We start from the raw sequence: 16457 nt of genomic DNA, 5'->3' as shown, positions 1-16457 counted from the left end.
TGTAAACTAAAAAAACGTTATAAGGAGGGGTAGATTTGTTACGAATCATTTTTTGGATCGTCCTTATTATCATTATTCTATTACTGTTACTCCGCCTTGATTACAATCTCGGAAGAAAAAGTCACTTAAAAAAACAAGTACATGAAGAATTTCCACTACGCAACAGTGATATTTCCCTCTATATTACTGGGGAATCGCTCTTCACAGATTTATTTTCAGAGATTGAAAATGCTTCAGAGCATGTTCATGTTCAATTTTACATTTTAAAGGATGATGATATTAGCAAAAAATTTGTTGACCTTATCAAGAAGAAGTCTGAACAAGGTGTTAAAGTTCGTTTACTTTTAGATTGGGTCGGCAGCCACAGAGTTACGAAGGAGATGGAAAAAGATCTAACTCGCTCAGGTGTTTCGCTTTCCTATAGCAATAAACCTACGTTTCCTTACCTTTTTTATAAATTAAATGCCCGCAATCACAGAAAGATATCTGTCATTGATGGAAAAGCAGGGTATATCGGAGGCTTCAATATCGGAAAAGAATATCTTGGTGAAGATCCAAAATTTGGGTTCTGGCGGGATTATCATTTGAAAGTAACAGGTGAAGGAGTCGCGGACTTACAAACACAGTTTTTAGAGGATTGGTATGTGGCAACTGAAGAAACGATTGAAAATCAAGACGCATATTATCCACCGTTACCAAAAGGTAAATCACAGACGAAATTCGTATCAACAAATGGCTCTTACCTAGAAGACGATTTTATTCATATGATAAATCTTGCTGAAAAAGAAATCATTATTGGGTCACCTTATTTTGTTCCAAGTGACCAAATTAAAGAGGAGCTCATAAATGCGGCCAAACGAAATGTGGATATCAAAATTCTATTACCTCAAAAGCCTGATCACCCTTTTGTTAAGGAAGCAGCCATCCCTTATATGGACGAGCTCTCAAAAGTCGGTATCCAGTTTCATATGTATACGAAGGGTTTTTACCACGCAAAGGCAATATGTATCGACGATAAGCTTTGCGATATCGGAACCGCTAATTTTGATAAGAGAAGTCTCTATTCCAATTACGAAATCAATTGTTATATCCAAGATAAAGACGTCGTCCAAGAGATTAAAAAAGTGGTAGAAAATGATTTTGATTCTTCATTTGAGGTTACCCGTGACCACATAAATAAACTTAAGTCGAAAAACAAGCTTAAAATTAAGTTCGCTACCTTGATTTCGCACTTTTTATAGAGAGTGACAAAAGTTAAGTCTTTCATGTAAAGGAATTTTTTGTAAAAATAGTGATGTTTGCGGTGAATACTGTCACTATTCCCGATTTACTGTCAGTATTCTATTTTTACTGTCACTATTCGAGATTTACTGTCACTACTCAAAATTTCAATAACAAAAATAAGCACCCATGCATGGGTGCTTTTATTTTGGTCCGATTTGAATCATCGGTGCAATCCATTGGAATAACTTAAATCCTAAGTAAATTCCTATTATTCCAGTGACCCCTGCGAACGCTGGTGGTGCTGGTATTGGTAGTTTTAATAATGCAAATAGAAATCCGACAATTAAGCCAGTCAAAAGTGCCAAGACCACTTCTTTCATAATCGAATCCTCCCTTTGTCCGTATTATTCCCGATAACCCAAACTTCAATCAGCAGGGGTTGATTGCCACTTATTGCTAGCTCAGACCACAATAAAGACATTGCAACAACACGTGGCACGCTTAGTTTTATAGGTAGAGTAAGCGGCTCGGCACACTAATTTTTTATCGTAGGCAACTTCGTTTATTGGGTATATAAAAAGGCCCTCTACTTTTGTAGAGGGCCACAGAGTGTAGAGAAAGGGGTATTTTTTCTCTACACTTTTTGTTTTCGGTGGTTTTTGTAGTTGTAAGTTGACATTATTCTTTATCAAAAATCTTGAAAATATCACTCCCAACCATCTAGCCTTGCTTGGCTAGGTGGTTGGCAATCTTTTTCATGTTCTGGCAGGCTGCTGTAAGTAATACCTGCTCACTAGCATTTTTAATTCCCCGTAACCTACAGTAGCGAAGCCCATGCAGCTCTTTTGAGTCTGCGAAGCTTCGCTCTACGGTTTCTTTTCTAAACTTATAAAGAATTTTCCCTTCTGGAGAGAGGCGATTTAGCCTCACCTTATCTTTATGATCTTCCCAAACATGACGAGTAACAACTTTTTGCTTATTCTGGGATCTAGTGCATTGTTCAAGAAGAGGGCAGGTTGAACATTTCTTGGGATCTGACTTGTACTCTCGGTAACCTTCTCTTGTAGTTGAACGATATGTTAGTTCCTCGCTATTTGGACAAACATAAATGTCATTTTCTTTATTATATTTAAACTTCCATTTTGGAAAGAGTCCTTTTGTTGGTTGATACCTTCTATGGGCAATAACTCCAAAGATCTTACGATCTGATAATCCTTTGCAAATCGGATTAGTTAAGTATCCAGAGTCAAGAGCAACAGCTTCCACATTAAAGTTAAATCGTAAGATTTGACGATCTAAACGGCTAAGATATGGTATTGAATCATGGACATTACCTGGAGTTACGAATGCATCAGTTATAATGTTAAACTTCAAATCTGTTGTCCGATGGTCTAAATAACAGAACATCTCTTGCTTATTGTCTCGCGACATAAACCCACTTTCTGGATCTGTGGTACTTACTCTAATCTCTTTTGTTTCTTTCACCTCCTCCTTTTCCTTTAAAGGCTTTTTTCCATGTTCAGCACGATCTTCTTCAATTGCCTTATTTAACTCATTTAAATATTCACGAGTTTCTACTTCAACTTCTTCCCTTGTAAATTTATGTTTATTCGCATTAGCTTTGAGATGAGTGGAGTCCGTAAATAAGACTCTTCCGCCAACCATTTTGTGATTCATTGCAAGAAGAACAATTTCATCAAAGATTTCTTGGAAGATGTCTGTATCTTTAAAACGCTTATGGCGATTCCAGCTTATTGTGGAATGATGTGGTACAGGATCTTTAAATCTGAGACCTAAAAACCAACGATATGCGACATTAAGTTTTATCTCTTGTTCAAGTTGTCTTTCGGAACGGATACCATAAAAATATCCAATAAACATCATTTTAAAAAGAACAAGAGGGTCGATCGAAGGTCGACCATTATCTTCAGAGTAGTAAGGTTTTACTCTCTCAATTATAAAAGAAAAATCTATGTATTTATCTATTTTTCGTAACAGATGGTTATCTGGAACAAGCTCGTCAATTGATACAAATTCAATTTCATTTTGTGTATTTTCCCTAGTATTTAACACAATATCACCAACCCTAATTTATTAACTATATTATAACATATTAATGCGGTGAATTAGTAAAGTGTATCAAAAGAATAAAGGCTGTCGAGACTTTCTCGACAGCCTGAGGCCCTCTACTTTTGTAGAGGGCCAGTATCTTACATTTTTTCTGGTGCTGATACACCAATTAATTTAAGTGAATTTTGTAAAGTGATTTGAACAGCCTTCATTAATGCAAGGCGTGCTTTTGTTTTTTCAAGATTGTCTTGATCGAGCACTTTTTCAGCATTGTAGAAGCTATGAAGTGCCGCAGCAAGTTCATTGATGTAGTTTGTAATGCGATGTGGGATTCGCTTTTCTGCTGCTTCTGTTACAGCTGCAGGGAATTCTCCTAACTTTTTCAATAGATCAATTTCTTTTTCAGAATTAATGTACTCAAGATTATAGTTTCCGTCTAGGGCAATATTCATCTCATCGCCAGAGCGGAGCATGCTACAAATACGAGCATGTGCGTATTGCGCATAGTATACTGGGTTCTCATTTGATTGTGACACTGCTAGATCTAGGTCAAAATCAAGGTGTGTATCAGAGCTTCTCATCGCAAAGAAGTAGCGAACGGCATCTAAGCCAACCTCATCAACGAGTTCACGCATTGTGACAGCCTTACCTGTACGCTTACTCATCTTCATCTTTTCACCGTTCTTAAAGAGGTGAACAAGCTGAATAATTTCGACTTCAAGTGTGTCATTATCGTAACCTAATGCTTGAATCGCTGCTTTCATACGAGGAATGTACCCATGATGGTCAGCACCCCACACATTGATTAATTTTTCAAAACCACGCTCAAGCTTGTCTTGATGATAAGCGATATCTGGCGTTAAATATGTGTAGGAACCGTCATTTTTAATTAACACACGATCTTTGTCATCACCGAATGTTGTCGAACGGAACCAAGTTGCACCGTCCTCTTCATAGATATGACCCGCATTACGAAGCGCTTCAAGTGCTCGATCAATTTTACCGTTATGGTAAAGAGAAGTCTCAGAATACCAAACGTCAAAACGAACTCGGTAGTCTTCTAAATCTTTTTGAAGCTTCGCCATTTCGTATTTCAACCCGTATTCACGGAAAAAATCGAAACGTTCTTGTTCATCGACATTGACGTATTTATCACCGAACTCTTCAGCAAGGCGCTTCCCGATTTCAATGATATCTTGTCCATGGTAACCGTCCTCAGGCATCTCTACTTCCATGCCAAGCGCCTGCATATAACGTGCCTCAACAGACTTTGCTAAGTTGTTGATTTGATTTCCTGCATCATTAATGTAGTACTCACGGGATACATCATAACCCGCTTTATCTAAAATATTGCTTAACGAATCACCAACAGCAGCTCCACGCGCATGACCAAGGTGAAGGTCGCCTGTTGGGTTTGCAGAAACGAACTCCACTTGTACTTTTAGGTTGTTCCCAACGTTTGTTTCACCGTAGGCGTCACCTGCAGTTAAAATGGCTGGCACTAAATCAGTTAAATATGAATTATTCATATAAAAATTGATAAAGCCAGGTCCTGCGATTTCAATTTTTTCAATCGATGCTTTTGATTTGTCGAAGTTAGCCACAATGTCATCCGCGATCATACGAGGTGCTTTTTTTGCAACACGTGCTAGTTGCATAGCCATGTTTGTTGCATAGTCTCCGTGGGCCTTATCCTTTGGTAGTTCTAGCACAACTTCAGGAATCTGTTCTTCAGTTGCTAGTCCAGCTTTTACAACTGCATCTTTAATTTCTGCCTTCAAGCGTTCTTTTACTTGATCAACAACATTCATCTAGTTTCGCTCCTTAAACGTTATGGTTATTTTATGTAATCCAGACTTTTCACCTTGTAGTGAAAGTTCATATGCTAAAAACAACGTCCCTTTACGAGAGTTTTTATACCATTTGTATTCAATATTATTGGTTTTTGTGGTGAGGTTAAAAGTTCCCAGGTTGTTTTGAAATGTACCATTTGTGGTTTCGTTTTTCCGGCAAACCTGTCGCATTTTCACTTGTCCTGAACGAATGATAAGGACCTCTTTTTCGGTAATTTTAATGACCGTTTTAACCGTCCCAGCCTCTTGCTTTTCATCAAATTGCAAATATGTATTGTCGCCTTTTAAGTAGTATAGACCATTTGCGTCAAAAGCAACATTCTCTTTTCGTGGTCCGTCCTTAATTTCGGTAACAAATTTGAGTGCAATAGGTGTTCCTTCTTGACTCATTTTTACACATCCCTATAAGTCGTTAACTCTACTAGTATACGGCATTCCAACAAAGGATTTCAAATTAAAATAGAAAAACTCAGCCAAGGCTGAGTAATAGGTGAATATAAGTATAGAATTATTCCTTTTTCACTCTCACATTGATGAAGAAGCTGATATCCAATTCCGTGACTATCCTACTAACTACAGTTAAGATTTTTTTTATAGATTTAACTCCCAAAATATTGTTACCTTTTTTGGAGAGTTCGTTTTTCTATTTTATGTGTATTAATTACATACATAAATCTTCGAAATTTGCACCTCAAAGACATTCTAACTGTTTATAAACTATAGCTTTTGGTTTGATGTTCTTCTCAGGGACACTTCTCGCCTTATTTTATTAAAATTGTCGAGGATGCCACTTATCAGAGACATTTCACAGAACAAACAGATGAAATTTGGCTTCGACAACCTCCTTATTAACTTTTCAAACACTCCTATATCCTCGAGAGGAAACATACCTCTGTAAAAATAGAAAAGCCCAGATCCAAAGACCTGAGCTTCACAAGTTTATTTCTTTTGTACCCATCCCAAAATCATTTCGCGAATGAGCTTACTTGCGGTATTTGCAGTTTGTTCAGACACATCGTAGATAGGTGCCACCTCTACTAAATCTGAGCCAATCACACGTATATCGGATTTTGCAATTTCGTGGATAGATGCTAGCAATTCTTTCGACGTGATTCCACCTGCGTCGACTGTACCCGTTCCTGGCGCATGTGCAGGATCCAATACATCGATATCGATTGTTACATACACAGGACGGCCTGCAAGTTTCGGTAAAACCTTTTTCAATGGTTCAAGCACTTCAAATTTTGAAATATGCATACCGTTATCCTTTGCCCATTGGAATTCTTCCTTCATTCCTGACCGTATTCCAAACGAAAACACATTCTCAGGTCCAATTAAGTCTGCAACTTTACGAATTGGTGTGGAGTGAGAAAGTGGTTCACCCTCGTAATGCTCACGTAAGTCGGTATGAGCATCCATATGAATAATTGCAAGGTCTGGGTATTTTTTATAAACAGCCTTCATCACTGGCCAAGATACAAGGTGCTCACCGCCCATGCCCAATGGGTATTTGCCTGCCGCAAGTACTTGATCCACAAAATCTTCAATTATATCTAAGCTTCGTTGTGGATTACCAAATGGTAATGGAATATCACCCGCATCATAATATTTCACTTCGTCCAGTTCTTTATCAAGATATGGACTGTACTCCTCAAGTCCAATTGATACCTCGCGAATTCGACCAGGGCCAAAACGAGAACCTGGACGATAACTTACTGTCCAGTCCATTGGCATTCCATAAATAACGGCTTCGCTCTCTTCAAAATTCGGATGGCTTTTGATAAACACATTTCCTGAATAAGCTTCATCAAATCTCATCGAAAATCCCCCATTACTTCGTTAAATCAGCAACAAATTTCGGTAATACGAATGCTGCTTTGTGGATTTCTTTTGTGTAATATTTTGTATCAATCTCATGGAAACGATCGTCACTTACCTCTAATGGGTCATATTTTTTCGAACCGATTGTAAATGTCCATAGACCACTTGGGTATGTTGGGATATTCGCAATGTATAAACGAGTGATTGGGAAGATTTCTCTCACATCACGTTGTACATTACGGATTAAATCAGGTGTGAACCAAGGGTTATCCGATTGTGCCACAAATACACCGTCTTCTTTTAAGGCTTTTGAAATTCCTGCGTAAAAGCCTTTTGTAAATAGATTTACTGCTGGCCCCACAGGCTCAGTGGAGTCAACCATAATTACATCGTATTCATTTTCACTGTTTGCAATATGCATGAAACCGTCGTCTACCTTCACTTCTACGCGTGGGTCATCAAGCTTACCCGCAATTTCAGGAAGGTATTTTTTTGAGTACTCAATTACTTTTCCATCGATATCAACTAAAGTCGCTTTCTTCACGCTTGGGTGTTTTAGAACTTCGCGTATAACTCCACCATCACCGCCGCCAACGACTAATACGTTTTCTGGATTTGGATGTGTGAATAACGGAACATGTGCCACCATTTCGTGGTACACGAACTCATCCACTTGTGTGGTCATGACCATGCCGTCAAGAATGAGCATGTTACCGAACTCTTCTGTTTCGACCATATCAAGCTTTTGAAACTCCGTTTGTTCTGTATGTAAGGTTTGTTTAATTTTTGCAGTAATACCGAAGCTCTTTGTTTGTTTCTCCGTAAACCATAATTCCATGTTTATAACATCCTTTCAATTGAAAAATATGTGTTCAAAAAGGACCACGTCGACAAAAGCGACACGTCCTGTGCGTTGAAAGTTCCAGGTGGCGAAGGTTTAAGTAACGCGCGTACTGGTACGCAGAAAAAGTGATTTTCTTTTCCAAGGAACGAAAAAAGCAAGCCAACGAACTGCCACAGGAGGTGGTGACTTCGACGTTCGACACAGGACGTGTCGGTGCTTAATCGAAGTTCTTCTAACGATGTGTCATTATTACTAGACTTTTGAACATCCTTTAAAAATTCTGGGATACTATCCCTCTATCATTCCCTATTCATTCAAAAAAATTGATGTTTTTTCCCTATTTCCCATTGAGGCAAAGTTGATGGATTTGTCTTGGCGTTTATACCCAAGACACGCTCCTTCACTGTCTAGCTGCAATGACTCGAAACTCGATAAACTCAACTCCTCCTACAAAAGCAATAGGCGCTTCTTAGTCGGCCTACACACAAGAGGTGCTAGTGCCGACTTCGCCACAGGACGTGACGCCTTAGCTTAGTAGGACAGTTTACTCGTTTCTGAGCAAATCGTCTCTGTTTTTGTACCTCAACCTCAAAAAGTATAGTTGAATTCAGTGAAATTGCAAGAAAATTTTTCATGTTTTAGGAAATAAATGTTTAAAACAAAGGAAATCTTTTCATACTGATTGATATATGTCTAATTCTGAATGATTTTTAAATAGAAAAAAAGAGAGGTGAACCCTGGTGGAGCTTATTGCAAATGAGCGGTTTAAGAACGCATTAAGAATCTTGCGGGCCTTTTTATTTATTGGATTAGCTGGTTGTGCTCTTATAGCTGTTGGAATAATAGGCGTGCTTACCTATGCGAAGACACAGGGGGCACCTCCTCTTGCAGTCCCTTTATCCACCCTATTCTACGCGGAGGATGGAACATTAATTGGGGAAGAGCGCCATCAAGGGGAAACACGTTATTGGATATCGCTTGATAACATGTCCGAGGATATTATAGATGCAACAATCGCTATTGAAGACCGTAACTTTTTTGACCATCATGGCTTTGATTATAAGCGAATTGGCGGTGCTATCATCGCTGATATTAAAGCAATGGCGAAAGTACAGGGTGCAAGTACAATTACCCAGCAGTATGCCCGTAATCTGTTTTTAGAGCATGAAAAAACATGGAATCGAAAGCTCACAGAAGCCCTTTATACGATTCGACTCGAACTTAATTATTCTAAAAAAGAAATACTTGAAGGTTATTTAAATACGATCTATTACGGTCATGGTGTTTATGGAGTGGAAGCAGCCGCTAACTATTATTTTGGAAAAAGTGCGAGCGACCTGTCACTTGCAGAGGCCTCAATGTTGGCTGGAATCCCAAAGGGACCAACCCACTACTCACCATTCGTAAATGAGGAAAAAGCGAAACAGCGTCAACATGTCGTTCTGTACTCAATGGTGGAGAATGGAGTACTTTCAAAAAAAGAGGCAGAGCAAGCACAGGCCGAGGCACTCACGTTTAATGGCAACAAAGTTGTCGGACGTGAGAACATTGCCCCTTATTTTCAGGATATAGTAAAAAAGGAGCTACATTCAAAACTTAAACTTGATCAGAAAACGATTGAAACAGGCGGTTTACGTGTGTACACCACGCTTGACCCCGAGCTCCAAACGATAGCAGAAAAAAATGTAGGTCATTTTATTAATGAAGATTCTAAGATTCAGCTTGGATTTGTCGCAATGGACCCGAAAAATGGTGAGGTAAAAGCATTAATTGGTGGACGAAATTACGTGGAAAGTCCCTTCAATCGTGCAACACAAGCGAAACGGCAGCCTGGCTCGACCTTCAAACCAATTTTATATTATGCTGCACTTGAAAAAGGCTACACGCCTTCAACACAAATTCGAAGCGAGCTGACAACTTTTTCATTTGACGATAATCGCTCGACATACACACCAAGAAATTATAAAAATTATTATGCGAATGATTCGATTACGTTAGCACAGGCAATTGCCCTGTCTGACAATGTGTATGCCGTAAAAACACATCTTTTCCTCGATGATGGAGAACTTGTGAGTACGGCAAAGAAGCTAGGAATAAAAAGCAAACTTGAGGACGTCCCTTCCCTCGCATTAGGTACTTCTGGTGTAAGTGTCATCGAAATGGTAAATGCTTATGCCACTTTTAATAATGGCGGGATGCGCCATCAGCCCATTTTTATTACAAGGGTTGAAAATTACAAAGGTGAAGTTATTTATGAAAATAGTCCTGAACCTAAGAAGGTACTAGATGAGGATCTCGCGTTTGTAACTACCCAACTAATGACGGGAATGTTTGATGAAAAATTAAATGATTATACAGCCGTGACTGGCTCAACAATCAGTAAGAAACTAACCCGCTTTTACGCTGGAAAATCAGGTTCGACTGACACAGATAGCTGGATGATTGGCTATTCACCACAGTTAGTGGCAGGAATTTGGACGGGATATGACCAAAATGACCCGATGACGATTGTTGCAGAAAAACAATATGCTAAAAATATTTGGGCAGGGTTCATGGAAGAAGCACACCAGGATATTCCTCCAAAACCCTTTAAACCAACAGATGGTGTAGTCGGTGTCTATGTGAATCCAGACACTGGCCTACTCCCAAATAAGGATTGCCCTGTCTCCAGACTCACTTATTATAAGGCGGGAACAGAACCAACCGAATACTGTACGAAAAATGTAGAAAAGAAAAACAAGGAAAAATCAAAGAAAAAGGAAGAAAAAGAAAAGAAAAAATTCTTTAAGCGAATCTTTGATTGGTTTTAGAGTCCGACAGAGGACGATCCTTCTTCCTAAGTGGTGATTGCCTTTGTCTTTATAGTAAAAGTGTTATCTTAACTCCTGGTGCGGATATCCGAGGGTTTGCGACAAAATTAAGGAGGCTAGATTTGGACTATAGATTTAGTGTTCAGATGAGTTTGGTCACAATTCTAGCCCTATTTGGACTATACAAGCTGAGCTTCACCGATTTGTGTCACAATTATAGTCTCATTTGGACTACGATCACTGAGGTTTGGTGAATTGTGTCCTACTTCCAATTCCACGTACATACCAACTTTATACACTGAGTCTCAAGGACCTTTGTCGCAATTCCATCACATTTCGGACACTAAGAATACTTTTTGAAAACTTTTGTCATCATTCTTCCTTGTCTCAATCCAGGTACAACTAGACCATCTGTATCTTACATTCATTCACATGTACAAAAAAAAGAAACCCCCAGGCTAGGAAAGGGCCTGGGGGTTTCTATGTCCTAGTTTCAATGTGTGCACATTGTAAATTTAGTGTACTTTATTTTGTTAAAATATCTCAAGCAATAGCTACTTTGTTCACCAAAATGTCACATTTGAAAGAGCATTAATCTACTTTTAGTCCTTCTTTTAATTCATCACTTGAATTATCCCAAATTTCTTTGTTGTGATTGATTAAGAAGTTGGCTAATAACTTCTTCGATTTATCATCCATGAAATCAACCATGATGTGCCGTTTTAAGGATTTATCCATTTTGTTCACATGCTCAGGCAATGACTTATAACCACGGCGAATCGAGCGGTCAACTGTCATTTCACAAGCCGTTACACCCGCATAATATGGACCTTCTTCTCTTCGGTCAATAGTAACCCAAACAAGCCAAAATGGCTTACCATTCGGAACATCCTCTTTATTGGGAAGGAACTTAATCCCTTTTTCAACGACACTCCTTGCATGCATCGCTCCAACATCTACAAAAACATCTTCCTCTTCAATATCAATGAATACAGGAGAAATATTTTCTAAGCTAAGCGCTCCAATTCCGTAACCTTTATGTCCATCTGTTGGATCATTTTTTATGATATTAAAGGCGACCTTTTTCTTTTTTTGATCCACGATACATCCACCTTTCACTTATCGATATTACCCAATATTTTATCATATGAGTGTTTATTTTTATAATTGTAGGATTGCTCTGAAGAACGTAACCAATATACCCGTGACCGAATAGACGCCATTGTAAAGTAATGGATATAAGAAGCGATCCCCAATCGGTGTAATAACCAATACAAGAAATAGGACGATTCCTAATCCTTCGTATTGCGTCAACTTTGGACGTACGCCTGCGGGAACAATGTCCTCTATAATGCGATAACCGTCAAGAGGCGGAAATGGCAATAAGTTAAAAATAAACAGGACAATGTTTAGTCTGACAAAGAGGTTAAAGAATGTCTCAAAGCCTTCCCCTAACGCTTCTGGCATTGCAGCAAAGATGCCAAATCGAATAAAAGTCATATAAAGAAAAAGAGCTAGCGCCGCTACAACAAGGTTACTGAGTGGACCTGCAATAGACACTAGGATTCCTGCTAGCCTTGGATTTTTAAAATGAAATCGATTCACAGGTACAGGACGTGCCCATCCAAATCCTGCTAGAAAAATAAGTATCGTCCCAAACGGGTCTAAGTGCGCAATTGGGTTTAACGTCAATCTCCCCTGCCGTTTGGCCGTATCATCACCAAATCGATAGGCCACATAAGCATGCGCAAACTCATGTACGGTAAAAGCGACTAGTAAAGTTATCACTACATATGGAATTAAAGTTAAATCAAATGCTAAAAAACGACTGAATTGTTCCACCAAATTTCCCCTTTTTCTAGAAAAGTTATTATTTTCAGTATACAATACTCTTAATGGTTTAGAAATTACAAGATTGGAGAGATTCATTGTGCCATACGTTACAGTAAAAATGCTAGAGGGACGTAGTGAAGAGCAAAAAAAGGCGCTCGTTGAAAAAGTAACCGCATCTGTATCTGAAACAACAGGGGCTTCAGAAGAGAAGATTGTTGTTTTCATTGAAGAAATGTCAAAAAATCATTATGCAGTAGCTGGTAAACGTTTAATCGATCAAGAATAGTGAACCAATTGAGGATTGTCCAAGTCGTAGACAATCCTCATTAATTTTCACTCTTAAACTCTTAATGAACCACGAAATCCTCTTGCAGCATAGTATGAATCTGCACCATTATGATAGGTGAAAACTGTGTTATAGCGACGATCACAGAAGATGGCTCCACCTAATTTCCGAATCGCTTCTGGTGTTTGCACCCAACTTGATGTTTTTAGATCGAAATCTCCAAGTTCCTGCAATGATCGATATTGTTCTTCCGTTAGCAATTCAATACCCATTTCATTTGCCATATTGACCGCACTATTTTCTGGCTTATTCTTTTTTCTCGCCTCTAATGCCGCTTGGTCATAACAAACACTTCTGCGACCCTTTGGGCTTTCCTTTGAACAATCAAAGAAAATATATTCGTCCGTTTCATTATCATATCCAACAACATCTGGTTCTCCTTCCGTTCTTTCCATTTCATAAAGAGATCCTAGTCTTTCAGGGTTGGCTCTTAGCTTTGCTTCAACCTTTGTCCATTCAATGCCTTCATGTCGATTCATGTTTTTCTCAAAACGAGCCTTCAATGCTCCTAGTAATTCTTCAAGTTGTTCTGGTGATAATTCCTTTTGAATGACTGTCATATTCTTTTCCTCCTCATTGTGAATACTCATAACGAAATGATAGTTGTACAACATACATTCATCTTCTATCTATCTTACACTAATCATGATTGATGATTCCACCTAATGCCAAAAGCTCCGATAATGGGATTTTCCACAATCTATCATATACTTTGTTGTCTTTACTAACAAAGCTAGTATGAGATTCATATCCTAAAGTATAAACATTATGTACGCAAAAACATGGACAAGTATATATCATTTCACTCTCTTATACGTAATTTGCCATCTCTGCAAGCGTACATAGTGGATGAAATTATCCCTTTAATTCCTAATGTTTTTGCTCACCAAAATAATTCCATATCCACAATACAATCCAAAAAAGAAGGACAATAATCGTTGACAGTCCTTTGTATGGGTTTGGTATTAAATAAAATGATACTAACGTTACGATAAGAAAGGGGGGCATTAGTATCCAGTAACGTTTCCTTTTGTTCAATTTACTCTCTCCCATGTTTATAATCTAGCTATCAAATAAACTTTATTTACATTCTTTTAGGGTACTTCTCTTTTTCCTGTCTTTTTAATTCTTCAAACAAGGATGTATCGTTGTTCATTTGCTTACTTTGAAGAATCCTACGATATGCCTCTAGGTCTCTCTTCGCGTAGCAAATCAGCTTGATAACATAAAGAAGACATTTCTAGCGACCCGCAACCAAATTCCCCCCAAAAACAACATAACCAAATTTTAACATATCTTACATCCATATAATCCTAAATATTCAAAAACCTCCATCAATCGTCATAAGACTACTAAGCTAATAAGGTGTGAAGTCTCTCTGCAAAACGATTTATGTTGTTATTGAATGGAATATCCACTAATCAGGGAAAACTAACCAAAATAAATTGATGTACATGACTTGCAGTTTACAGTAAAAACGAATATTATAGTATAGGTTTTTAAAATTGTTCGGTTTGGAGGAACTGTCTTCATGTTTAAATTAGCAGAACTGAATACAAATGTACGGAAGGAAATCCTTGCAGGGGTTACAACCTTTTTAACGATGGTGTATGTAGTCGTCGTGAATCCAGTTATCTTATCGGATGCAGGTGTTCCCTTTGAACAAGTATTTTTAGCAACTATTATTGCAACGGCTGTTGGAACGCTGTGGATGGCACTATTTGCGAACTATCCAATTGCGATTGCTCCTGGAATGGGCTTGAATGCTTTTTTCGCCTATTCAGTTGTAGGTGCAAATGAAAATATCACCTACCACACTGCCTTTGCTGCAGTTTTTGTAGCAGGAGTTATCTTTCTCATTTTGTCATTAACACCTTTTCGAAAAATATTAATCGAGGCCATCCCATCAAATTTAAAGCACGGAATTACGGCAGGGATTGGATTATTTATTGCCTTTATTGGTCTACGAATGACAGGGATTATTACCGCACATGAAACGAATCTCGTCACATTAGGTAATTTACATTCGCCAGAAGTCCTCTTAGCACTTGCAGGCTTGGCGATCACACTTATCCTCATGTCACGTAATATTAATGGTGCCTTGTTTTTCGGAATGATCATTACAGGTATCATTGCATACTTTACGGGTCAACTTGAATTTAAAGGTGGACTTGTCGATACTCCCTCATTACCAGAAGGGTTAATTATCGCAAATCCTATCACAGCTTTTGGTGATGTTATACAGCATGGTTTGTATGCTGTTGTGTTTTCATTTTTACTTGTAACAATTTTTGATACGACAGGAACGATGATAGGGGTTGCAGAGCAAGCTGGGCTTATGAAGGGGAAAGTAATGCCACGTGCAAGACAAGCACTACTTGCTGACTCAGTCGGTACTACAGTTGGAGCGATGTTTGGAACAAGCCCCACTAGTGCTTATATCGAATCTTCCACTGGTGTTGCCGCAGGTGGACGAACAGGGTTAACGACAGTCACTGTTGCAGTTCTCTTTATTATTGCCGCCTTTTTTGGGCCACTTGTTAGTGCTGTCTCTGGCATTGCTGCCATTACAGCTCCTACTCTAATCATTGTTGGGTCACTTATGATGGGTAGTATCGCTCATATCAAATGGAACGAGCTCGATGAAGCCTTCCCAGCCTTTTTAATTATTTTGAGTATGCCACTTACCTCAAGTATTGCAACTGGGATTGCGTTAGGCTTTATTTCATATCCGCTAATGAAAGTAGTCAAAGGAAAATGGAGAGAAGTTCATCCGCTCGTTTATCTATTTGCAGTACTATTTTTCTACCAACTTGCCTTTTTGCCTCACTAAAAATGACAGGGCAAGCCTAAAAATGAATATACCAAAAAACTCGGCAAGCTATTAGCTACCGAGTTTTTTTCTTAATGTTTTACTAAATGGCGTAGAGAATCAATATATCGATAAGCCTCTTCGACCTCTTCGTCTGTATACCTTTGCTTTGCTTTTAATGTAAATACCTTCTCTTTGACCTCTTCTTTTTCTAGTCCTTCAAAATATAACACCGTTGAGACTAGCTCTAGAAAACGAGCGCTTTGTTCATTTAAGTCTTGCATACATTCATCGAGTGGAGGCATGTCCAATTGATAATGACCTAAAAACTGTTGGCCTTTTTCAGTCAATGCATACCGATACTGATAGTAGCCACCTTTTTTCTCTTTAACCTCATCTAAAAATCCAAGGTTGCAAAGCTCCTCAATACGTAATGTAAGCTCCTCTGAGTATGGACCATAAAAATGGAAATTGTATTTCTCATAAAATGGATAGTCAATCTTTTTCGCAATATAAATCATTTTTTGCAGCTTTTTCCGACCTGTAATTTCCCCAGCAGCAGCGAATGCCTTCATTACCTTTGCATGTTCTGTTAACAAAACCCCTTCATCTCCTCACCTGGAATTACCTTTTAGAGGATGTTCAAAAGTCTGGTTAAAATGCCACATCGTAGAAGAGCTTCGACTAAGCACCGACACACCCTGTGTCAAACGGCGAAGCCACCACCTTCTGTGGGAGTTCGTTGCTTGCTTTTTTTCGTTCCTTGGAAAAAATCACTTTTCCTGCGTGCAAGAACATTTGCTCACGTATTAAAAACATACGCATGCGCTACTCAAGCTTCGCC

At 38.6% G+C, this 16457-nt stretch carries 14 protein-coding genes; 4 read left to right on the top strand and 10 right to left on the bottom strand.

The genetic code is table 11. The features are described from left to right. Positions 1–35: 35 nt before the first annotated feature. The gene (cls, locus tag ACWPVE_RS10015) at positions 36–1241 is read left to right on the top strand and encodes a cardiolipin synthase (protein ID WP_453992923.1); all 1206 of its coding nucleotides are present in this window, start codon (positions 36–38) and stop codon (positions 1239–1241) included. A 183-nt stretch (positions 1242–1424) separates the two neighbouring features. Here the strand turns inward: cls and ACWPVE_RS10010 are convergent, their stop codons facing one another. The 6 genes from ACWPVE_RS10010 to speE form a co-directional block, all read right to left on the bottom strand. Then, positions 1425–1604, bottom strand: a complete 180-nt coding sequence (locus tag ACWPVE_RS10010; protein ID WP_453992921.1) for a XapX domain-containing protein — start codon at positions 1602–1604, stop codon at positions 1425–1427. Positions 1605–1944: 340 nt separating this feature from the next. Continuing rightward, the gene (locus tag ACWPVE_RS10005) at positions 1945–3297 is read right to left on the bottom strand and encodes an IS1182 family transposase (RefSeq protein ID WP_453990053.1); all 1353 of its coding nucleotides are present in this window, start codon (positions 3295–3297) and stop codon (positions 1945–1947) included. A 137-nt stretch (positions 3298–3434) separates the two neighbouring features. Then, entirely contained in the window at positions 3435–5105 is a 1671-nt protein-coding gene (gene argS / locus ACWPVE_RS10000; protein WP_453992919.1) for an arginine--tRNA ligase, read from the bottom strand. After that, a complete protein-coding gene (locus ACWPVE_RS09995) occupies positions 5106–5537 on the bottom strand; it encodes a DUF1934 domain-containing protein (protein WP_453992917.1) in 432 nt (143 codons plus the stop codon). It abuts the gene before it with no gap. Between the two features lie 549 nt (positions 5538–6086). Next, a complete protein-coding gene (speB, locus tag ACWPVE_RS09990) occupies positions 6087–6965 on the bottom strand; it encodes an agmatinase (protein ID WP_453992915.1) in 879 nt (292 codons plus the stop codon). 13 nt (positions 6966–6978) lie between these two features. After that, positions 6979–7806: a spermidine synthase gene (speE, locus tag ACWPVE_RS09985; protein WP_453992914.1), complete on the bottom strand. Its 828-nt coding sequence runs from the start codon at positions 7804–7806 to the stop codon at positions 6979–6981. A gap of 746 nt (positions 7807–8552) precedes the next feature. Here speE and ACWPVE_RS09980 point away from each other — a divergent pair. Next, positions 8553–10622 (top strand): transglycosylase domain-containing protein, encoded by a 2070-nt coding sequence (locus tag ACWPVE_RS09980; RefSeq protein ID WP_453992912.1) that lies wholly within the window; start codon positions 8553–8555, stop codon positions 10620–10622. A 591-nt stretch (positions 10623–11213) separates the two neighbouring features. Here the strand turns inward: ACWPVE_RS09980 and ACWPVE_RS09975 are convergent. Next, complete coding sequence (locus tag ACWPVE_RS09975; RefSeq protein ID WP_453997456.1) at positions 11214–11726, bottom strand: YwhD family protein; 513 nt, start codon at positions 11724–11726, stop codon at positions 11214–11216. Positions 11727–11783: 57 nt separating this feature from the next. After that, positions 11784–12464 (bottom strand): site-2 protease family protein, encoded by a 681-nt coding sequence (locus tag ACWPVE_RS09970; protein WP_453992910.1) that lies wholly within the window; start codon positions 12462–12464, stop codon positions 11784–11786. A 64-nt stretch (positions 12465–12528) separates the two neighbouring features. On the opposite strand from ACWPVE_RS09970, the gene ACWPVE_RS09965 reads away from it, so the two are divergent. Beyond that, complete coding sequence (locus ACWPVE_RS09965) at positions 12529–12741, top strand: 2-hydroxymuconate tautomerase (protein ID WP_453997454.1); 213 nt, start codon at positions 12529–12531, stop codon at positions 12739–12741. Between the two features lie 53 nt (positions 12742–12794). Here the strand turns inward: ACWPVE_RS09965 and ACWPVE_RS09960 are convergent, their stop codons facing one another. Then, positions 12795–13361, bottom strand: coding sequence for a DUF4256 domain-containing protein (locus ACWPVE_RS09960; protein ID WP_453992908.1), 567 nt, complete (start codon positions 13359–13361; stop codon positions 12795–12797). Between the two features lie 971 nt (positions 13362–14332). Between ACWPVE_RS09960 and ACWPVE_RS09955 the strand changes: the two genes are divergently transcribed. Then, complete coding sequence (locus ACWPVE_RS09955) at positions 14333–15634, top strand: NCS2 family permease (protein WP_453992906.1); 1302 nt, start codon at positions 14333–14335, stop codon at positions 15632–15634. A gap of 71 nt (positions 15635–15705) precedes the next feature. Here ACWPVE_RS09955 and ACWPVE_RS09950 read toward each other — a convergent pair whose 3' ends face one another. Then, positions 15706–16212, bottom strand: a complete 507-nt coding sequence (locus ACWPVE_RS09950) for a YwgA family protein (protein WP_453992904.1) — start codon at positions 16210–16212, stop codon at positions 15706–15708. Positions 16213–16457 lie beyond the last annotated feature (245 nt).

It is taken from the genome of Bacillus nitroreducens (assembly GCF_964021195.1).
This window is presented reverse-complemented; position numbering and strand designations above follow the sequence as displayed.

Excerpts from the sequence above, each read along its gene's own strand:
- ACWPVE_RS10010 (WP_453992921.1), bottom strand. The coding sequence starts at position 1,604 with ATGAAAGAAGTGGTCTTGGCACTTTTGACTGGCTTAATTGTCGGATTT.
- argS (WP_453992919.1), bottom strand. The coding sequence starts at position 5,105 with ATGAATGTTGTTGATCAAGTAAAAGAACGCTTGAAGGCAGAAATTAAA.
- ACWPVE_RS09995 (WP_453992917.1), bottom strand. The coding sequence starts at position 5,537 with ATGAGTCAAGAAGGAACACCTATTGCACTCAAATTTGTTACCGAAATT.
- speB (WP_453992915.1), bottom strand. The coding sequence starts at position 6,965 with ATGAGATTTGATGAAGCTTATTCAGGAAATGTGTTTATCAAAAGCCAT.
- speE (WP_453992914.1), bottom strand. The coding sequence starts at position 7,806 with ATGGAATTATGGTTTACGGAGAAACAAACAAAGAGCTTCGGTATTACT.
- ACWPVE_RS09960 (WP_453992908.1), bottom strand. The coding sequence starts at position 13,361 with ATGACAGTCATTCAAAAGGAATTATCACCAGAACAACTTGAAGAATTA.
- ACWPVE_RS09955 (WP_453992906.1), top strand. The coding sequence starts at position 14,333 with ATGTTTAAATTAGCAGAACTGAATACAAATGTACGGAAGGAAATCCTT.